The sequence below is a fragment of the Streptomyces sp. NPDC029151 genome (assembly GCF_055564315.1).
Map to the genome: position 1 here is coordinate 501454 of NZ_JBVHWQ010000001.1, position 20263 is coordinate 521716.

Below are 20263 nucleotides of genomic sequence, written 5' to 3' on the forward strand. Positions count from 1 at the left end.
CCCCCACATGGCATCAGACGCATGTCACGCCGCCTGGCGTGGCTGCGTCAAGGTCAGTCATGATCGTAAGACCATTTCCGACAGGAGAATGCAGGTATGATCAACTTCACAGGGTCGTCCACCCGCGGCTGCCTCGCCGCCGTCACCGTGCCGTTAGTGCTGTTCGGGCTGTCCGGAGCGGCCCATGCCGATCAACTTCCCTTTCCCGAACAGGGCTATGGCTCCGCCGGCGGTCCCGCAGCGCCCGGCGGTGTCGTGAGCCTGACGGTCAAGGAACGCCCGGGCAATCCGCACCCGACATCCGTAACGGTTTCCAGCCCTGCGCTGACCGATGACACGGCCCTCGGCGATACGAAACGAGCCTGGGTGGGCGCCGGCCGAATCAAGAAATCCGTGAAACCGGGCACGTATCCGGTGACGTTCACGCTGCGGCACGAGAACGCCGACTGCGTGGCGGAAAAAGACCGCTCCTACGTGTGTGACTACCCCGCTGTCGTTGTGCGTTCCGAGGTGACGGTATCGGGCGCGGAGAAGACCACGGCATCCGACGAAGGGCCGGGATTCGACGGCGGACTGGCCATCGGTATCGCGGCGGGCGCCGTGGCGACACTGGCGGTGGGCGGAGTGGTGCTGCGCCTTCGCCGCGGCCGAACCGTCTCGTGAGCGTGTGCGCCGCACTCCTGAGAGAAGCCGCCCCGGACGTCATCCCCACGGACCGCTCCGGCGCGGAGGGCGCGGCGGTGACCCACCGGGCCATGAACTCCCCCGCGTCCCTGCCACGTTGTTCCAGGACAACGTCGCGGCGCGGGCGGCACCCGGACTGCCCCCGCCCCGTCAGCCGTCGCACCGGGGCCCCCACCGCCCGTGCCGGGGCGTGGTCGAGGGGGACCGGAGTTCACGGGCGGCCGTGCGGCCGAGCTCGGCGCCGTCGCACCGGCCGTCGGTCCCGGCCCGCTTGAAGCGGCCTCTCGACGTACTCCGTCCCCACCGTGCAGAGTTCTCCTACCCGTCGTCGTACCGATGAGTAACGAGGAGCGCCCGTGAGCAGCTGGGTCGGCCGGAGTGCCGTCGAGATCGCCGCCGCCGTCCGCGAGAAGCGGGTCACGCCCCGGGAGGTGGTGGCCGGGCACCTCGCGCGGATCGAACGGCTCGACGGCCGGATCGGTGCCTTCCGGAAGGTCCGGGCCGAGGCGGCGCTGGCCGAGGCCGACGCGCTGGCCACACGTGCGGATCTGGCCGAACTTCCGCTGGCAGGCGTCCCGTTGGCGGTCAAGGACAACCTGGCGGTGCACGGTGAGGCGCACCGCAACGGCTCCGCCGCGACCCCGGACGCCCCGGCCGCCGAGGACCATGTGACCGTGGCCCGGCTGCGGGCGGCCGGCGCGGTGGTCGTCGGGCTGACGAACGTGCCCGAACTGTGCGTCTTCGGTACCACCGAGGGCCCGTACGGCACCGCCCGCAATCCGTGGGACCTCTCGCGCACGGCGGGCGGCTCCTCCGGCGGCAGCGCGGCGGCCGTCGCCGCGGGCCTGGTACCGCTCGCGCTCGGCAACGACGGCATGGGCTCGCTGCGCATCCCGGCCGCCAACTGCGGGCTCGTCACCCTGAAGCCGGGGCACGGAGTGGTACCCGCGGGGATCGGTAACGGCGACTGGTTCGGCATGTCGGAGAACGGCCCGCTGGCCACGACGGTCGGGGACCTGCGGCTGATGCTGGCGGTCCTCGCGGGCACGGAGTTCGAACGCCCGCAGGAGCGCACCCCCCGGAAGATCGCCGCGGCGGTGCGCAGCCCGCTCGCCGGGGTGAGCGTGAGCCGTCCGTATACGACCGCGGTCCGGCAGGCGGCCGGCGTGCTGGCCCGGGCCGGGCACCAGGTGCGGCGGGCCGAGCCGCCGTACCCCCTCTCCCTCGGCGTGACCGCGCTCCGGCACTGGACGGCGGGTACGGCGGTGGACGCCGCCGGCCTGGACCCGGCGCGGCTGGCCCGCCGGACCCGGGTGCACGCGGCGGTGGGCCGCAGGTTCGTCGGTCCGGTGCGTACCGGCGACGCCCGTGAGCGACTGCGGGTCCGGCTGACACCGTTCTTCACCGAGCACGACGTACTGCTCACCCCGGCGCTGGCCCGCCGCTCCCCGCAGGCCGGCCCGTGGCACGAACGCGGCTGGCTGCGCAACGTCCTCGCCAACACCGCGTATTCGCCCTTCACCCCGGCCTGGAACCTGACCGGCTGGCCCGCGATGTCCGTCCCGGCCGGCACCCTGCCCTCGGGCGCCCCCTGCGCCGTACAGCTCGTGGGACGGCCCGGCACGGAGTCCGTACTGCTGGAGCTGGCGGAGGAACTGGAGCGGCTGAGCCCGTGGCGGCGGACGGCTCCTGGGACGGAGTGAGGGTGAGGCCGGGGGGCCGGCCGGGGACGCCGGCGGGACGGCCGTGGGGGGCGGCCGGGAAAGGGCTCCGGACGGCGGCCGGGAAGGCCACGGGGCGCGGGCCGGGACGGCCGTGCGGGGCGGCCGGGAAAGGGCTCCGGTCGGCGGCCGGGAAGGCCACGGGGCGCGGGCCGGGACGGCCGTGCGGGGCGGCCAGGAAAGGCCTCCCGTCGGCGGCCCGGAATGCCACGGGGCGCGGGCCGGGACGGCCGTGCGGGGCGGCCGGGGAGGGGCTCCGGTCGGCGGCCGGGAAGGCCGCGGGGCGCGGGCCGGGACGGCCGTGCGGGGCGGCCGGGAAAGGGCTCCGGTCGGCGGCCGGGAAGGCCACGGGGCGCGGGCCGGTACGGCCGTGCGGGGCGGCCGGGGAGAGCCGGGGGAAGGAGGGGAGCCCGGCAGGGGCGTGAGACGAGGCCTTCACGCCCGTGCGGGCGGCGATCGCGGAGGGTCCGGACCGGAGTCAGTCCACGCTCGGCAGGATGTGCGGCTCGGCGAGATCGTCCTCGTAGCCCGCGAGGCGGATCGGGGCGGACCGGGCCCACACGTCGAGGCTGCCGAGTTCTCCGGGCCGTCGGCCCGCACGCTCCGGGGGCTCCTCGGGGCGCTGTTCGCGATTCGTCTTCTCCGGTGTCACCGCGCACTCCTTATGTGTCGGGCTCACCCTCGGGGCGTACCGGACAGCATGTGCTCCGGTGCTCGACGCCCGCTCGGGTCTGGTTGGAAGGCCAGTTCGGACGCGGTGGCGCCGGCACCTCTGTCAGAGCAGGCCGTTGTCGACCGGCTCACCCCAGGACGGACGATGGGTGTGGGTGGGACCCGTTGGTGCTGTCCGTCCACTCCAGGTTAACCAAATGAGCGGGCATCCGCTCGATAGGGAATGCAAACAACGGGTAACCGATGCACTTCCGGCGGCTCCTCAATACCCCCTAATATGGGGCCTTTTGAAACAAGATGCTCACTCGGGCGACGCGCGGAATCACCCGCCTGGCCTACAGGTGCGAACGCCTCTTCAAGTGCCGTTGTCCGAGCCGCAAGCTCGCCATGGTCTGCTGGCGCCGCAACGGCTGTCTCGCGGAAGGACTGACGCATGGAGCTGCGCAGCGTCGAGGAGCTGATGGGCCTGCTGCACGCCGGCCGGCACCGGCACGCGCTGCGGACCGCCGCGCTGCTGCGCCGCGGGCGCCCCGCCGACAAGGAGCTTCAGGTGGCGGGACTGGTCCGGGGGATCGGGCCGGTGCTCTGCCAGGGGAGCGAGGCGGAGCGGGCGCGGGCCGCGGCCGAGGCGGTACGCGCCCTGCTCGGGGAGCGGGTGTTCCGGCTGGTGCGCGGGGACGCGGATCCCGGTGACGACGACGCGCTGCGGCTGCGCCAGGCCGAGGAGGAGAGCCGCACGGCCGGTGTCGACGCGGGTGTGCTGGAGGACTGGCGCACGGTGCTGGAGCTGGTGGCGGCCCGTCACGCGCCGCTCGGCGCGGCCGACTGAGGCCCGCCGCCGCCTCGCCTCTCGAACCCTTGCCTCTCGAACCCTTGTCTCTAGGGCGCCGCGTCACCCGTGCGGGGGCTCACCACTTGCCGGGCGCGTAGTCCTTCAGGAAGACGCCGTACACGTCCTCGCCCGCCTCGCCGCGCACGATCGGGTCGTAGACGCGGGCGGCGCCGTCGACCAGGTCGAGCGGTGCGTGGAAGCCGGCCTCGGCGAGGCGCAGCTTGTCGTAGTGGGGGCGCTCGTCGGTGATCCAGCCGGTGTCGACCGAGGTCATGAGGATGCCGTCGGCCTGGAACATCTCCTCGGCGCTGGTCCGCGTCACCATGTTCATCGCGGCCTTGGCGGCGTTGGTGTTGGGGTGGCCCGCGCCCTTGTAGCCGCGACCGAAGACGCCTTCCATGGCGGAGACGTTGACGACGTAGGCCCGTCCGCTCTCCGCCTTCCTCGCGGCGTCGGCCATGGCCGGGCGGAGCTTGCTGATCAGGATGAACGGCGAGGTGTAGTTGCACAGCTGGGTTTCGAGCAGCTCCACCGGGGAGATCTGGTCGATGGTCTGCACCCAGGTGTTGCTCTCGACGACGTCGGGGACCAGGCCGCCCGCGTCGATGGCGGTGCCGTCGAGGTGCCGGGCCACGCTGGCGTTGCCCGCGACGAGGGCGAGGTCGGCGACCTTCTGGGCGTCGAGGCCGCTGGTGCCGACGGGCAGTGCGGCCAGGCCGTCGACCGCGCCGGAGTTGAAGGCGCCGATCACGTGGTGGGCGGGCAGTTCACCGGCGGGCAGCGGGGCGCTCTCGCCCTCGACCAGGGCGGCGTAGGCGGAGGGCAGGCGGCGTACGGTCTGTGTGGCGTTGTTGACCAGGATGTCCAGGGGGCCGGCCTCGGCGACCTGGTCGGCCAGCGCGACGGCCTGGGCCGGGTCGCGCAGGTCGATGCCGACGATCTCCAGGCGGTGCATCCAGTCCGCCGAGTCCTCCATCGCCTTGAAGCGGCGGATGGCGTCCTTGGGGAAGCGCGTGGTGACGGTGGTGTGCGCGCCGTCCCGCAACAGCCTGAGCGCGATGTACATGCCGATCTTGGCCCGGCCGCCGGTGAGCAGGGCGCGCTTGCCGGTGAGGTCGGCACGGGCGTCGCGCTTGGCCCGGTTGAGACGGGCGCAGTCGGGACAGAGCTGGTGGTAGAAGTAGTCGACTTCCACGTACCGGGTCTTGCAGGTGTAGCAGGAGCGCGGGCGCTGGAGTATGCCCGCGATCTTGCCGGTCTCGACCTTGGAGGAGGGCAGGATGCCCTCGGTCTCGTCGTCGATGCGCTCGGCGGACCCGGTGGCGGTGGCCTCGGTGACGGCGCGGTCGTGGGCGGTCTTGGCGGCGCGGCGCTCCTGGCGGCGGCGCTGCTTGACCACGCGGTAGAGGTGCGCGGTGGCCCGGCGCACCGTGATCGCGTCGGGGTGGTCGACCTCCAGCCGGTCCAGTTCCTCCAGCACGCTCAGGCAGACGGCCAGGCGCTCGGGGTCGATACCGGGCCCGTGGACCACCTCGTCCACGGAGGTGTCCGTGGGCATGTCCATGGACGCCGAGCCGTCCTCTGTCACCGTCATCGCGCTGCCGCTTCCCTGATACCCGCGCAGCGCTCCGACTCGCGCCCGCTTTCGAACAGCGGATTTTACGGACCTCGGCCCCCGGGAACCAAACCGCTGCCCCGACAGCCGGCGGTCTCCATGGCCGACGGGCGGGGACGGCCTCCCCGGAACGCGCCCGCCGGTGGGAGGGCGGCGCCCCATGGGGGGACGGCGGTGGTGGGACGGCTGTGGCGCACGCGCCGGGAGTGACGACTCCCCACCCCCGGCCCCCCATCCCCTCCCCCACGCGCCCGCGGCCGGCGAGCGCCCTTCGCAGGGCCCACCCGCGCCCGGCGCCGCAGTGGCACCGGGGGACGGATGGGCGCCGCGGTTCCCGGGCTCAGCCCTCGCACACGGTCAGCAGGGTCCGCACCTCCGCCGACACCGCGTACGCGAACCGGTCCAGGTCGGGTACGGCCTCCGCGTCGGCGACCAGGCCGTAGTGCACGCGTCCGCGGTACGTGGAGATCGCGACGGCCAGTGCCTGGCCGGGGGCCAGGGGCGCCAGGGGGTACACCTCGGTCAGCTCGTGGCCGCCGAGGCGCAGGCCGAGCCCGGGCAGGGGCACGCTGCTGACCAGGATGTCGAACCACAGCCGGGCCGCCTGGCCGACCAGCGGTCCGCCGAGCCGGTGGCCGAGCGCCGGTACGTGGTCGGCGAGCAGCGCGACCGCGCCGGCGCCCCGGTTCGGCCCCGCGTCCTTGTTGCGGAGCATCGCGGTCCGCACCGTTTCGAGGCGGCCGAGGGGGTCGGGCTCGTGGACCGGGAGCCGTATCAGGTAGCCGGAGAGCCGGTTCCCCTGGGGCTGGGCGGTGTGCGGGCGGCGCCGGGAGACGGGGATCAGGGCGCGCGGCGCCACTCCCTTGCTGCCGTCGCCGCGTTCGTCCAGCCAGCGGCGCAGCGCGCCGGCGACGACGGCGATGAGGACGTCGTTCACGGTGCCGCCGGCGCTCTTGCGCACCCGGTGCACGTCGTCGATGTCGAGCACGACCCCGGCGGTCCGGCGGGTGCCGCTGGGCGCGGAGGTCAGCGCGGCGGTCGGGCGCATGCCGAGCGTGGACAGGGCCAGGGAGGCGCCGATGTCCAGGGCGCGGCCCATGTCGGACAGTGCTCCCCGGACCAGCCCGGGGACCAGTGCGGGCAGCCGGCGCACGTCGGAGAGCAGGCTCTGCGGCGGCTCGGCGGCGCGGGGCGCGCGCTCGGGCAGGTCGACGGGGTCCAGGACCCCGGCGGCGAGCTTCAGGGCCCGCAGCCCGTCGGCGAGGGCGTGGTGGAACTTGAAGAGGACGGCGAAGGACGTCCCGTCCTCGCCGGGCAGGACGTGCGCCTCCCACGGGGGCCGGCCGCGTTCCAGCGGACGCTCCATCAGCCGGCCGGCGGCCGCGTGGAAGTCGTCGGTCGGGGCGTGCAGCCGTACGTGGTCGAGCGGGTCGAAGTCCGGGTCCGTCTCGCGGGCGGCGCCGCCGAAGGCGAGCGGCTGCCAGAGGTCGCGGATGCGCATGCGCAGGCCCGGGACGGCGGCGGCGCGGGCGGCGAGCAGGTCGGCGGCGTGGGCTCCGGCGGTGGGCGAGTGCGCGGCGAAGACGCCGAGCGCGCCGAGGTGCATCGGGTGCCGGTCGGACTCCATGTTCCAGAAGGCCAGGTCGAGGGGAGCGAGCAGGTCGGAAGTCAAGGGCTTGCCTCACGCGTCGACAAGGGGTGGATCAGCAGTCAATCCCCGCTGGGCGATTACGGTCAAGTACGATCAGGCTACGCTCAGTTAAGGTCCGGTTAAGTCCCGCCGCCGGTGACGGAGACGGGACGCGGGCGACGACCGGGGTCACCTCAGGACGGGCGGCGCCGCTTCGGGTGACGTACCCCACTCCGACGGGCGCGGGCCGACCGTGAAGGCGAGGGAGCGCACGGAGCGCAGGGCGCCGGTGGTCAGGTAGGTGCGGCCGTGCGGTCTGCCGTCCGTGTGGACGGCACGGACGTAGCGGTCGGCGGCCGAGGTGCCGGGCGCGGTCACCGTCAGCCGGCCGGCGGGCCAGTAGCGGCGGTCCAGGTTCAGGTCGACGCGGTCGAAGACGGGGGTGGTCAGGCCCCAGGTGTCGTAGCCGGGCTGGACCGGGAAGAGGCCGATGGACGACAGGACGTGCCAGGCGGACATGGTGCCCAGGTCGTCGTTGCCGGTCATGCCGGCCGGGCTGTCGGTGAACAGGCCGAGTGCCGCGTGCACCACGTCCGTGGTCTTCCAGGGCTGGCCGGTGGAGAGGTAGGTGTAGGGGGCGATGAGGTCCGGCTCGTTCATCGGGTTGTACACGGCGGCGTTGTAGTAGGCGTACGGGTCCCCGTGCACCCACACCTCGCGGGCGGTCCGCTCCGGGTCGGCGAGCAGCCGGTCGTAGGCGAAGAAGGCGTCCAGGCGGGCGTTGGCCGCGCGGGTGCCGCCGATCAGGCCGACCATGCCCGGGATGTCCTGCGGGACGAGCCACTGGTACTGCCAGGCCGTGCCCTCGTGGAAGCCGGTGCCGCGGGCCGGGTCGGGCGAGCCGGTGAAGGCGCCGGAGGTGTCGCGGGCGCGGAAGAAGCCGGTGGCGGGGTCGAAGATGTTCCGGTAGTTCCGCGAGCGGGCGGCGTACCGGGCGGCGTCGTCCCGGTGGCCGAGGTCGCGGGCCATCTGGGCGAGCATCCCGTCGGCGAGCGCGTACTCCAGGGTGACGGAGGCGCCGTGGTGGTAGTCGGAGTCGCCCATCTTGGCGTACGGCCGGTCCTTGTCGAACGGCGCGAAGCCGTGCGCGATGTACTCGGCGTTGGCTTCCCGCCCCACGCCCGGGTACGCGGCGGGCGGCACGCCGTCGGCGTTCTTCCGCAGTGCCCGGTAGGCACGCTCCTCGAAGCCCTTCAGCAGCCCCATCCGGTAGGCGGTGGTCAGGAACGGGGTGACCGGGTCACCGCTCATGATGTTCGTCTCGACCGGGCCGTAGCCCCACTTGGGCAGCCATCCGCCGTCCTCGTCGACCGCGACCACCGACCGGGCCATGTCCCGTGCCTCGCGCGGGGCGAGCAGCGCGAGCAGCTGGGCCTGGGTGCGGTAGGTGTCCCACAGCGACCAGTTCTGGTAGTAGGTGAAGCCGCGGGCGCGGTGGGTACGGCGGTCCCAGCCGAGGTAGCGGCCGTCGGCGTCGCTGCCGATGTTGGGCGCGAGGTACGACCGGTACAGCGAGGAGTAGAAGGTGCGCCGGAGCGTGGGCGTACCGCCGCGCACCCGGACGGCGGCGAGCCGGGCTTCCCACTCCTCGCGGGCCCGGTGGCGTACGGCGTCGAAGGACCGGCCGCCCTCGGCGCGCAGGTTGCCCTCGGCGCCGCGCGCGTCGACGTACGACAGGGCCGTGGTCGCCTCCACCGTGCGGTCCCGGGTGGTGTCGAAGCGGACGTAGGCGCCGCCGGACCCGCTGCGGGCGCCCGGGGTGACCGTGCCGCCGTCCCAGGTGCCGTAGGCGGTGAACGGCCGGCTGAAGCGGGTGATCGTGTGGACGGTGTAGGGGCCGGTGTCCCGGCAGAAGCCGTGGCCGGTGATCTCGGTGCGCACGGTGCGGTCGTCCAGGATGCGCACCGTGCTGCTCACCGGCTTGTGCAGCGACTGCGCGGCGTTCAGCAGGACGTTGGCCCGGTCGGTGGCGGGGAAGGTGTAGCGCTGCACGCCGGTGCGGGCGGTCGCGGTGAGCTCGGCGCGGATGCCGGAGTCGAGGCCGACCCGGTAGTAGCCGGGGCTCGCCTCCTCGTCGTCGTGCGAGAAGCCCGCCGCGTACCGGGCGTAGTCCGTCCGGGTGACGTCGCCGGTGGTGGGCAGCACCGGCAGGTCCCCGCCGATGCGGCAGCCCACGCCGGAGAGGTGGACCAGGGAGAAGCCGCGGACACGGTTCTGCGCGTAGTCGTAGCCGGTGCTGTGCCCGGTGTCCGGGGAGAGCTGCACCATGCCGAAGGGCACGGCCGCGCCGGGGAAGGTGTTGCCCTCGTTCTGGCTCCCGATGAACGGGTTGACCAGGTCGGTGAGGTGGCCGTCGGTCCGCTCGGCGGCCCGTGCGGCGGGGGTGGCGATCAGCGCCGACGCTGCCATCACCCCGGCCAGGCAGAGGCGCGTGCGCCGGGTCCCTCTCATGTCGGATGACCTCCGCAGGTTGGACATCGATGGCTGCATCCTGGACGGCGGAGGCCGAAAACCCGGGCATTCGTGGATATTTCCATGGAGCGCGTCGCGCGCGGGCGCGGGATTCCCGGGCTGAGGGGTGGTCAGAGGGCAGACACGTCGGGGCCCTGCGGGGCGCCGGACGGAACACGAGTGCGAAGGCGGCGGACGTGCCGTCGGCCCCACGGCCTGCTACGGCACCCGCTGACCCTTGCCCAGCGCGATGACACCCCCCTTGGAGACGGTGTACAGCTCGGCGTCGCGCTCCGGGTTGACACCGATCGTCGCGCCGGGCGGCACCTCGACGTTCTTGTCCAGCACGGCACCCCGCACGACCGCGCCCCGGCCCACGTGCACGTTGTCGTGCAGCACCGAGCCCTGCACGACCGCGCCGGGGTCGACCCGTACGCCCGGTGACAGCACGGACCGGGTGACCTGGCCGCGGATCAGGCAGCCCGCGCTGATGATGGACTCGCTCGCGATGCCGCCCGCGTTGAAGCGGGCCGGGGACAGCTGGTAGGAGTGCGTGTAGATGGGCCACTGACGGTTGTAGAGGTTGAACGCGGGGCGCTCGGCGATCAGGTCCATGTGCGCCTCGTAGTAGGCGTCCAGGGTGCCCACGTCCCGCCAGTAGCCCTGGTCGCGGCTGGTCTCGCCGGGCACGTGGTTCTCGCTGAAGTCGTACAGCTGCGCCTCGCCGCGCGCGGTCAGCTGGGGCAGGATCGAGCCGCCCATGTCGTGCACGGACTGGCTGTCCTCGGCGTCCCGGTGCAGCGCCTCGATCAGGGCCTTGGTGGTGAAGACGTAGTTGCCCATCGAGGCGAACACGCACTCCGGGTCGTCCGGCAGGCCCGGCGGATCGGCGGGCTTCTCCAGGAAGCGCTCGACGGTACGGCCGTCCGTGCCCGGTGTGATCACCCCGAAGGAGGAGGACTCCGCGCGCGGCACCCGGATGCCGGCCACCGTCACCCCCGCACCGCCCTCGATGTGCTGCGCGAGCATCTGCCGCGGGTCCATGCGGTAGACGTGGTCGGCACCGAACACGGCGACGTACTCCGGCTGTTCGTCGTGGACCAGGTTCAGGGACTGCAGGATCGCGTCGGCACTGCCCAGGTACCAGCGCGGGCCGAGGCGCTGCTGGGCGGGGACCGGGGTGACGTAGTTGCCGAGCAGGCTGGACATCCGCCAGGTGGTGGTGATGTGCCGGTCCAGCGAGTGCGACTTGTACTGGGTGAGCACGCAGATGCGCAGCACGTCGGCGTTGACGAGGTTGGACAGGACGAAGTCGACGAGCCGGTAGGTGCCGCCGAAGGTGACGGCCGGTTTCGCACGGTCCGCGGTCAGCGGCATCAGGCGTTTGCCCTCACCGCCCGCCAGTACGATCCCGAGTACGGAAGGCCCTCCACGACGCATGCCCGCTCCCCTCACCGTGGTTGAACCATGGTTGCCCCGAGCAGACCGGACTAAGCCTGCTTGAGCACCTCCTCGTACAGCCCCGCCGTGCGGCGGGCCACCGCGTCCCAGCCGAACTCCCCCACCGCGCGGGCCCGTCCGGCCTCCCCCATCCGCCGCGCCGCCTCCGGATCGGCGAGGACGGTGTCCAGCGCCCGGGCGAGCCCGGGGACGAAGTCCTCGTCCGCCTCGACCAGCAGGCCGGTACGGCCGTCCGCCACGACCTCCGGTATACCTCCCACCCGGGACGCGACGACCGGTGTGCCGCAGGCCATCGCCTCCAGGTTGACGATGCCGAGCGGCTCGTACACCGAGGGGCAGACGAACACCGCAGCCCTCGTGAGGAGTTGGATCACCTCCGTGCGCGGCAGCATCTGCGGGATCCAGAACACGCCCTCCCGGACCCGGCGCAGCTCCTCGAACAGCTCCTGGAACTCCCGGTCGATCTCCGGGGTGTCGGGTGCGCCCGCGCACAGCACGACCTGGGCGCCGGGGTCGATGTCCCGTACCGCGCGCAGCAGATGGGGGACGCCCTTCTGCCGGGTGATCCGGCCGACGAACAGGACGTAGGGACGGCCGGGGTCGATGCCGTGCCGGTCGAGCGCGTCGGTGCCGTGGTCGGGCCGGTACAGCCGGGTGTCGATGCCGTTGTGCACGACGTGCACCCGCGCCGGGTCGAGGGCCGGGTAGCAGGCGAGGATGTCGTCCCGCATGGCGCCGGAGACGGCGACCACCGCGTCGGCGGCCTCGACCGCGGTCCGCTCGGCCCAGCCCGACAGCGCGTATCCGCCGCCGAGTTGTTCGGCCTTCCAGGGGCGCAGCGGCTCCAGCGAGTGGGCGGTGACCACGTGCGGGATGTCGTACAGGAGCTTGGCGACATGGCCGGCGAGGCCCGCGTACCACGTGTGGGAGTGGACGAGTTCACGGCCTTCGAGGGCGGCGGCCATGGCGAGGTCCACGGAGAAGGTGCGCAGCGCGTCGTTGGAGCCGTCGAGGACGGACCAGGGGCGGTGGCGTACGACGCCGACCCCGCGGCCCTCGCCCCAGCAGTGCACCTCCAGGTCCACCAGGGCGGCCAACTCGCGGGCGAGGAACTCCACATGGACTCCGGCGCCGCCGTACACGTCCGGGGGGTACTCCCGGCTCAGCAGTCCCACTCGCACCCGGCAACCCCTTGGTTTCGGCGGCAGGTCCCCTTCATGGTCACCCAGATGCGCCGCCCGGGGAAGAGCGCGGGAAGGAGCGGGGGGACGTGCGCGGGGCGGGGCGGGGCGGGCGGGTCAGGCAGCAGTCGCCGCAGAGCCCGCCGCCGGGGACGCGGTAGTACAGGCAGCAGCTGCGGCGCCGGAAGGAGGTGCCGGTGCGGGTGCCGGTGGCGTTCAGCAGGGGGTGGGCGAAGAGTTCGGCGGCGAGGGCGCGGGCGCGGGCCGCGACGTCGGTACGGCCGTGGGCGCGGGCCCAGCGGCCCAGCTCCCGGGCGGTCGCGGCGAGCGCGGAGCCCGCGTTGCCCCACAGGAGGCCGGCCGGGACGCCGTAGCGGGCGGTCAGCGTAGCGGCCAGCGGCTCCAGATGGGCGTGCAGGACGGTGGCGGTGAGGGTGGCCGCGTTCCCGGGCAGCGGGCGCAGCCCGATGAGCCACAGGTCGTCGGGGGCGGCGGCGCGGGCGTCCCAGCGCAGCAGGCACGGGTCCAGGTCGGGCTGCCGGCCGTACAGGGCGGCGCAGCCGAGGGCCACCGACCAGAGCCGGGCGGCCAGCCCCTGGTGGGCGAGGGAGGCGGCGACCCGCGGCTCGGCGGTGCGCAGCCGCTCGGCGACGGTGGCGACGCGCGAGGCCACCGGATCGCCGTGACCGTCCCGGGCGCCCCCGGCATAGCCGTCCGCGAGGGTGGGCAGCCGCGGTGGCCCGGCGGCTCCGGCCGTCTCGGGGAGGGTGCGCAGGACGAAGAAGCCGCCCAGCGGGCGCAGCGCGGTGAGTTCGGGATCGAGGTCCACGACAGGTACTCGTACCAGGTGCTTCGCGGGGACGGCCGGGCGGGTGCCCGCACGGCCGTCCCCCCTCCTGGGGATGATCACCTGGCCGGTGTACTCCATCGGCAGTAGGACGCATTGCGTGCTCAGGGACGACGACGGGAAGTGCGCGGGCGGGCAGAGTGTTGGCCATGGAAGCCGACCGCACGCCGCACCGGGCCCAGGACGCCCGGCGCACGCAGAGGAGACACCGATGAGCGCCGTGGCGTTGTCCGTGCTCCTGTCGTTCGTCTCCGCCCTCGCCTACGCGGGCGGAGCGATCGTGCAGGAGCAGGTCGCGGTGTCCGGACCCGACAGCGGGTACCTTCCGCTGCGCCGGCCCGGCTGGTGGGGTGCGCTCGCGCTGAACGGTCTCGGCGGTGTGCTGCACGTCGTGGCACTCGCCTACGGTCCGCTCAGCCTGGTGCAGCCGCTCGGCGCGCTGACCATCGTCTTCGCCCTGCCGATGGCGGCGCTGTGCGTGGGCCGCCGGGCCGGCGCGACCGCCTGGCGGGGCGCTCTCATGGCCACGGCGGGGCTCGCCGGTCTGCTCTCCCTGGTCGGCTCCTCCTCCGCGCACTCCCTCGACCCGGCCCAGCGGCTGGTGGTCGCGCTGGCCACCGGCGGGGCGGTGGCGGCGCTGATGTGCGCGGGCCTGGCCGTGCACCGGCATCCTGCGGTGCGCAGCGTGCTGCTCGCCACCGCGTCCGGCATCGCCTTCGGCATGTCCTCGGTGTTCACCAAGACCGTGGCCGTCGACTGGACCGAGGGGATCGGCCTGGGCGGTCTCTCCTCGCTCGCGGTGATCGGCGCGTTCGCGGCGGCCGGCGTGCTGCTGTCCCAGGCCTCCTACCGGGGCGGCGGCCTCGCCGCCCCGCTCGCCACGCTGACGGTGGCCAACCCGGTGCTGGCGGCGGCCGTCGGCATCCTCATGTTCGGCGAGACGTTCCGCTACGGCGGCACGGGCACGGTCCTCGCGCTGGGCTGCGGAGTGGCGGCGGCGGGCGGACTGGTCATGCTGACGACCGAGCGGATGGGACCCGCGGGGACGCCGGCGGCCACCGCACCGGTCCCGGTCGCCCCGGTCACAGCCGTCCCCGCTCCGGCCGCGGTGGAGGCGGGTGCGGCGCCTGCCGTGCTCTTCCCGGCCGGCGCCTTCGCCGTAGCCGACGGGCCGGCGGTTGCCGAACCGTCGGCCGCACGGGGCGCGGCGGCGGGGCCACGCACCGCCGTGCCCAGGCAGCGCGGGGCCGCGCACGGCGCGGCGGGCCGGGCCGGGGCCGGCGCCGGGGCGGGCGCGGAGGCGGGTGCCGGGCCGGCCGCGACGGTGCCCGGCGGGACCGCGACGGTGCTCGGCGAGCTGCTCCTGCCGGCCCCGGCCGGGAGCGGGGCGGGCGCCGCAGCGCTCCCCGCTCCGTACATGCCGCTGTCCGCGAGCTTCCACGTGCCGCTGCCGGTCCGGGACCGGCGGCGCGCCCGCGTCAGATCCTGACGCCGCCGGCCCGCAGGTAGGCGAGCGGGTCGACGTCCGAGCCGAAGCCGGGTCCCGTCCGCACCTCGAAGTGCAGGTGCGGACCCGTGACGTTCCCGGTGGCGCCGGAGCGGCCGATGCGCTGGCCCGTGGCGACGGTCTGGCCGGCCCGTACGGCGATGGCGGAGAGGTGGGCGTACTGCGTGTAGCGGCCGTCGGAGTGCCGGATCACCACCTGGTAGCCGTACGAGCCGCCCCAGCCCGCGGCCACCACCCTGCCGGCCGCCGCGGCCTTCACGGAGGTGCCGGTCGGCACGAGGAAGTCGACGCCGGTGTGGTAGCCCTTCGACCAGTGCGAGCCGGCGACGTGGTAGCCGGTGCCGACGGACGCGGTCACCGGGGCGACGAGGGCGTGCCGGGCCGGGGGCGGCGTGCGGTGCGTGGTGGGGTGCTCCGAAGGCGTCTTCTTCTTCGGCGACTTGGGGGGCGCGGTGCGGGTGTGCGTGCCGTTCAGGCTGAGCCGCTGGCCCGGCAGGATCATGTCGGGGTCGGCGCCGATCGTGGCGCGGTTGCCCGTGTACAGCGCCCGCCAGCCGCCCGGCACACGGTGGTCGCCGGCGATGCCGGAGAGGGTGTCGCCGTGCACCACCGTGTACATCTCGGCCCGGCCGGCCCGGGACTGCGGGGTGGTCTGCGGCTGTACGTCCTTGACCGAGCGGGACCGGGCGGGCGCGGACTCCGCGGCTCGCGTGGCGGTGCTCTCGGTGTGCACGTCCGGGGCGCCGCCGCCCCGGGCCAGCCCGGCCCGTCCCGAGCACACCGGCCAGGCGCCCGGCCCCTGCCCGTCCAGGACCTTCTCGGCGACGGTGATCTGCTCGGCGCGGGTGGCGAGGTCGGCGCGCGGCGCGTACCGGGTGCCGCCGTACGCCTCCCAGGTGGACTGGGTGAACTGCAGCCCGCCGTAGAAGCCGTTGCCGGTGTTGATGCTCCAGTTGCCGCTGGACTCGCACGCGGCGACCTTGTTCCAGGTGGCCGCGTCGGCGGCGTCCGCGGTGCCGGCGGCGACCAGCGGCAGCGCCAGGCCGGCGCCGCCCGCCGTGACGGTGAGTGAGGCGCGGTTGATCCTGTTCGGCTGGTACCGGCGATGCCGGCCGCGTACGGCCATGTCCGAAATCCCCTCGGCATGCGTCAGGAGCGGCAAAAGTAAGCGCCACGAACAGGCCATGACAAGACGGAAAACCGGCCTGGCGCCAGGACCAGTTGGCCGGAAGCGGCCCCTGCCCGAGCCGACGGGCCGGTGACTGAGGCGGAAGGCGGTCGCGCCGCGTACTCATGCGTGGCGGGTCGGATGTGCGCTCGCCGTAGCGGCACGTCAGGATGGGCGAGGACCCGTACTGACGGAGTCGTAGGACACGAGGCAACCAGGGAGCAGGCGGTATGAGCACTTCAGCGCAGATCGGCGTGACGGGCCTCGCGGTCATGGGCCGCAACCTCGCCCGGAACTTCGCGCGCAACGGCTACACGGTCGCCGTCCACAACCGTACGGTGTCCCGGACGAAGGCGCTGGTCGAGGAGTTCGGGCACGAGGGCGACTTCGTCGCGGCCGAGACCGCCGAGGAGTTCGTGGCGGCCCTGGAGCGTCCGCGCCGCCTGGTCGTCATGGTCAAGGCGGGCGGGCCGACGGACGCGGTGATCGAGGAGTTCGCCCCGCTGCTGGAGCCCGGCGACATGATCATCGACGGGGGCAACGCGCACTTCGCGGACACCCGGCGCCGGGAGCGGGAGCTGCGCGAGCGGGGCATCCACTTCGTCGGCACGGGCATCTCCGGCGGCGAGGAGGGCGCGCTGCACGGCCCGAGCATCATGCCGGGCGGTTCGACGGAGTCGTACGACTCGCTGGGCCCGATGCTGGAGAAGATCTCCGCGAAGGCCGCCGACGGCGCGCCGTGCGTGACGCACGTGGGCCCCGACGGTGCCGGGCACTTCGTGAAGATGGTCCACAACGGCATCGAGTACGCCGACATGCAGCTGATCGGCGAGGCGTACCAGTTGCTGCGCGACGTCGCCGGGTACGAGCCCGCGCAGATCGCGGACATCTTCCGCACCTGGAACACCGGCCGGCTGGACTCCTACCTCATCGAGATCACCGCCGAGGTGCTGTCCCACGTGGACGAGGCCACCGGCAAGCCGTTCGTGGACGTGGTGGTGGACCAGGCCGAGCAGAAGGGCACCGGCCGCTGGACCGTGCAGATCGCGCTGGACCTCGGCGTTCCGGTGTCCGGGATCGCGGAGGCGGTCTTCGCCCGTTCGCTGTCCGGCCACGCGGAGCTGCGGGCCGCCTCGCGGGACCTGGCCGGGCCGAAGCCCGCCCCGCTGAGCGAGTCGGAGGCGGCGGCCTTCGCGGACCGGGTGGAGCAGGCGCTGTACGCGTCCAAGATCGTGTCGTACACGCAGGGCTTCCACGAGATCGCCGCGGGCAGCGAGGAGTACGGCTGGGACATCGACCTCGGCGCCGTCTCCTCGATCTGGCGCGGGGGCTGCATCATCCGCGCGGCCTTCCTGGACCGCATCCGCGCCGCGTACGACGCCCGGGGCGACCTGCCGAGCCTGCTGTCGGACGAGACGTTCGCACGGGAGATCGCCGAGGCGCAGGACGACTGGCGCGAGGTGCTGATCGCCGCGACCCGGCAGGGAGTACCGACGCCCGGCTTCGCGGCGGCACTGGCCTACTACGACGCCCTGCGGGCGCCGCGCCTGCCGGCGGCCCTGACACAGGGCCAGCGGGACTTCTTCGGTGCGCACACCTACCGGCGGGTGGACCGGGACGGTTCGTTCCACACGCTGTGGGGCGGGGACCGCTCGGAGGTGTCCGCCTGAGGGCGCGTGGCGAAGCGCTCACGAGGCCTCACGAGGCCTCACGAGGCCTGACGAGGCCTGACGGGGGCGGGACCGGGGCGGACGCGTCCGGTGGGAGGCGTCCGGCCGGCGGGGCGTTGCCCAGACGGGGCCCTGTCGGGGTGTGATGACGTGCGGGGGGGCGACCGCCGCCGGTGTCATGGTCACGTGGCGGGGAGGACGACCGCCGCCGGTGTCACGGTCACGTGGCGGGAGCGCACATCGGCACGTCACCGCGCCCCTTCCGGGCAAGCCGGTCGTGTCGGTGAGGTGGAGCGCGGATCCGGTCGGAGGCGAGCGCCGGCGGGCCTCCGGGAGCGCGACGGGGTGCGGGGCGGGGCGGCTGCTCCTGTCACGTGGCCGAGCAGCGCATCGGCACTGCCCCGCCCCCTTTCGAGCACGCCCGTCGTCTCAGGTGAGGGGCGGGCCCGGTTCCGGATCGGGTACGGGTTCGGGGCCCGGCGGGATGGGCGAAGGCGAGGGCCCCGGCGGTCCGGGGTGCGGCGGGACCGGCGGCGGAGCCGGGGCGGGGTCCGGCGGGGGCGGGGTGGGCTGCGGGCCCGGCTCCGGCGGCGGGACCGGCGTGGGGTACGGGTCCGGCGGGGTCGGCTGTGGACCCGGGCCCGGTGTCGGGCCCGGCGGGACCGGGTCGGGGTGCGGGTTCGTCATGGTGTCCTCCAGGCAGTCACGGGACGTCGCCACTGGATCACTCCCCCGCCTACCCTTCGGCCGCGCGGCCACTCACCCGACGGCGGCACCGAACGGGTCCAGGCGGGTGGCCCGGCCCCCGTGGGTCGGGCGACACCGAGCCGGGGCGGAGGCCGGGACCGGGAGCACCGTCCGCGCGCTCAGAACCGTTCCGGGTGGGCGCGCAGCCAGTCCTTGGCGGCCGACAGCAGGGCCGGGTCGGCCGGCGGGGCCTCCTCGGGGTGGCGTTCGGCCCACTTCACGACGTACGGGCACAGCGGGGCCACCGGGACGCCCTCGCGCTCGGCGAGGGCGTAGAGCTCGCGGGCGAGCGACCCGGCGATGCCCTTGCCCTCGTGGGCGGGCTCGACGACGGTGTGGACGGGGACCAGGGCGCGCGCGGGCGCCTCCAGCACGAAGTACTCGATGCGACCGACGACTTCACCGCCGTCGACGGCCTCCAGACGGCCCGCCGCCCGGTCGTCGCGGATCTCCGTCTCGCTCATGGCACACACGCTCCTGGTCCTGTCGCTGCTCCACCGGCCGGCCACCCGGCCGTCAGGCCCCGACGGCCTGCGGACTGCGCTGCTGGTCCGACCCGGGCACCGGCTCGGACGGGTCGGCGCCGAGGGACACGATCCGGTTCTCGGCGTCGACGTGCACGACCCGGGGCCGCAGCGCGCGGGCCTCCGCGTCGGTGACCTGAGCGTAACTGATGATGATCACGAGGTCCCCGGGGTGCACCAGGTGGGCCGCGGCCCCGTTGATCCCGATCACCCCGGACCCGCGCTCGCCCTCGATGACGTACGTCTCCAGCCGGGCCCCGTTGGTGACGTCGACGATGTGCACCAGTTCCCCGGGCAGCAGGTCGGCCGCGTCGAGAAGGTCGGCGTCGATGGTCACGGATCCCACGTAGTGCAGGTCGGCCTGGGTGACGGTGGCGCGGTGGATCTTGGACTTGAACATGGTGCGCAGCATGTTGAACTCCTGGAAGACGGCTCCCTGCCTGCTTTGTGCAGGTCAAGGGCGGTCTTCACTGTACACCGGCACGCTTCGAAGTCGATGTTTGTGAGGAACATCGCTTTTCATTGGTGACAAGGCTCCTGCCTGGGCTTCGGCGCCAACCAGGCTGTTGTGGCCCCACCGACCAGACGCCCGTTCGGACAGCCTCTCAGGATGTTCGGGAGCTGACGCTGACCAGATGCTGACTTGCCTGACGATGTGCCAGGTGTGCGCTTCGTCGAGCATGGAACCACCGCCCGCATCGACCTAGAAGTCGTTCAACGCGCCCGGCAGCCCGGTCAGCACCCGCTCCCGGCTCCCGCCTGTGACCGATCGATCGTGACCACTGCCACCTGGTGAGCCGTTGCGTTCCGGCCGCCTGCCCAGACTGCTACGCCAAGCCGCAAGGCAACAGAAGGACATACCGGATGCGAGGCACCGTGCCCTCCCGCGGGGGATCTACGCCGACGCTCCAACCCGGACGGACTATCGTGTACCCCACCCACCCGACTGACAGCTCCGCCTCGGGGCACCCATCGGACGGCACCTGCTGAAGATGAGGGGCACACTCACCAGCAGCCGTACGGATCGTGTCACCTTCATGTATGAGTCACTGACCAGCGACGGGTCCATCTGCCACCCGTCCCATGATCATCGATTGCACCTCCGCCGCCGATGACCGAGACGGAGCGGACGAAAAACCACGACTAGGGCGGGCGTTTTCGTCGACCGAGGCGCTCTACCAGGACGGTCTGACAATCCAGGGGCGCCAGGTATCAGATTTCGCCGCGTTAGCGATGCTATCGGAGCCGCTTGTCATCCGCCCCGCTTCCTACCTCCGCAGTGCCGACGGCGAGCAGCCAGACCAAAGCCCTTGCATAACTATGCGCGCACATGGCTGGATTCCGTCCACACGGTCATCGGGAAACCTTCCCCAGCCTCAGCCTTGTCGGTGTCACAAGGCACCAAGGGGGAGGGGGACAGACGTGGTCGCTCTCGCTGCGGCGGTGCACACGCTGTTGGAGGATCCGGACGCACCTGTGGACGTGGAGGTCGC

General features: G+C 73.5%; 15 protein-coding genes. 5 read left to right on the forward strand and 10 right to left on the reverse strand.

Annotated elements, in window-relative coordinates; genetic code table 11:
• The first annotated feature begins 96 nt into the window (after positions 1-96).
• Complete coding sequence (locus tag ACZ4VF_RS02025) at positions 97-663, forward strand: hypothetical protein (RefSeq protein ID WP_467922549.1); 567 nt, start codon at positions 97-99, stop codon at positions 661-663.
• Between the two features lie 377 nt (positions 664-1040).
• The gene (locus ACZ4VF_RS02030) at positions 1041-2387 is read left to right on the forward strand and encodes an amidase (RefSeq protein ID WP_467922550.1); all 1347 of its coding nucleotides are present in this window, start codon (positions 1041-1043) and stop codon (positions 2385-2387) included.
• A 496-nt stretch (positions 2388-2883) separates the two neighbouring features.
• Here ACZ4VF_RS02030 and ACZ4VF_RS02035 read toward each other — a convergent pair whose 3' ends face one another.
• The gene (locus ACZ4VF_RS02035) at positions 2884-3057 is read right to left on the reverse strand and encodes a hypothetical protein (protein ID WP_467922552.1); all 174 of its coding nucleotides are present in this window, start codon (positions 3055-3057) and stop codon (positions 2884-2886) included.
• Positions 3058-3510: 453 nt separating this feature from the next.
• Between ACZ4VF_RS02035 and ACZ4VF_RS02040 the strand changes: the two genes are divergently transcribed.
• Positions 3511-3906, forward strand: coding sequence for a hypothetical protein (locus tag ACZ4VF_RS02040; RefSeq protein ID WP_467922553.1), 396 nt, complete (start codon positions 3511-3513; stop codon positions 3904-3906).
• A gap of 79 nt (positions 3907-3985) precedes the next feature.
• On the opposite strand, the gene ACZ4VF_RS02045 is transcribed toward ACZ4VF_RS02040, so the two are convergent.
• From ACZ4VF_RS02045 to ACZ4VF_RS02070, 6 genes are all read right to left on the reverse strand, one after another.
• The gene (locus ACZ4VF_RS02045; RefSeq protein ID WP_467922554.1) at positions 3986-5503 is read right to left on the reverse strand and encodes an SDR family NAD(P)-dependent oxidoreductase; all 1518 of its coding nucleotides are present in this window, start codon (positions 5501-5503) and stop codon (positions 3986-3988) included.
• 361 nt (positions 5504-5864) lie between these two features.
• A complete protein-coding gene (locus tag ACZ4VF_RS02050) occupies positions 5865-7196 on the reverse strand; it encodes a wax ester/triacylglycerol synthase family O-acyltransferase (protein WP_467922555.1) in 1332 nt (443 codons plus the stop codon).
• 147 nt (positions 7197-7343) lie between these two features.
• Complete coding sequence (locus tag ACZ4VF_RS02055) at positions 7344-9665, reverse strand: GH92 family glycosyl hydrolase (RefSeq protein ID WP_467922556.1); 2322 nt, start codon at positions 9663-9665, stop codon at positions 7344-7346.
• A gap of 219 nt (positions 9666-9884) precedes the next feature.
• Positions 9885-11105, reverse strand: a complete 1221-nt coding sequence (glgC, locus tag ACZ4VF_RS02060) for a glucose-1-phosphate adenylyltransferase (protein ID WP_467922557.1) — start codon at positions 11103-11105, stop codon at positions 9885-9887.
• Between the two features lie 50 nt (positions 11106-11155).
• Positions 11156-12307 (reverse strand): glycogen synthase, encoded by a 1152-nt coding sequence (glgA, locus tag ACZ4VF_RS02065; RefSeq protein ID WP_467922558.1) that lies wholly within the window; start codon positions 12305-12307, stop codon positions 11156-11158.
• A gap of 40 nt (positions 12308-12347) precedes the next feature.
• Positions 12348-13136: a (2Fe-2S)-binding protein gene (locus ACZ4VF_RS02070; RefSeq protein ID WP_467923747.1), complete on the reverse strand. Its 789-nt coding sequence runs from the start codon at positions 13134-13136 to the stop codon at positions 12348-12350.
• A gap of 229 nt (positions 13137-13365) precedes the next feature.
• Between ACZ4VF_RS02070 and ACZ4VF_RS02075 the strand changes: the two genes are divergently transcribed.
• The gene (locus ACZ4VF_RS02075; RefSeq protein ID WP_467922559.1) at positions 13366-14643 is read left to right on the forward strand and encodes a DMT family transporter; all 1278 of its coding nucleotides are present in this window, start codon (positions 13366-13368) and stop codon (positions 14641-14643) included.
• Here the strand turns inward: ACZ4VF_RS02075 and ACZ4VF_RS02080 are convergent.
• The gene (locus ACZ4VF_RS02080) at positions 14633-15787 is read right to left on the reverse strand and encodes a transglycosylase family protein (RefSeq protein WP_467922560.1); all 1155 of its coding nucleotides are present in this window, start codon (positions 15785-15787) and stop codon (positions 14633-14635) included. The two genes, ACZ4VF_RS02075 and ACZ4VF_RS02080, sit on opposite strands and share 11 nt — an antisense overlap.
• Positions 15788-16059: 272 nt before the next feature.
• Between ACZ4VF_RS02080 and gndA the strand changes: the two genes are divergently transcribed.
• Positions 16060-17499 (forward strand): NADP-dependent phosphogluconate dehydrogenase, encoded by a 1440-nt coding sequence (gndA, locus tag ACZ4VF_RS02085; RefSeq protein WP_467922561.1) that lies wholly within the window; start codon positions 16060-16062, stop codon positions 17497-17499.
• A gap of 866 nt (positions 17500-18365) precedes the next feature.
• On the opposite strand, the gene ACZ4VF_RS02090 is transcribed toward gndA, so the two are convergent.
• Both ACZ4VF_RS02090 and panD read right to left on the reverse strand, forming a co-directional pair.
• A complete protein-coding gene (locus tag ACZ4VF_RS02090) occupies positions 18366-18710 on the reverse strand; it encodes a GNAT family N-acetyltransferase (RefSeq protein WP_467922562.1) in 345 nt (114 codons plus the stop codon).
• Between the two features lie 52 nt (positions 18711-18762).
• Positions 18763-19182, reverse strand: a complete 420-nt coding sequence (panD, locus tag ACZ4VF_RS02095) for an aspartate 1-decarboxylase (protein WP_467922563.1) — start codon at positions 19180-19182, stop codon at positions 18763-18765.
• Positions 19183-20263 lie beyond the last annotated feature (1081 nt).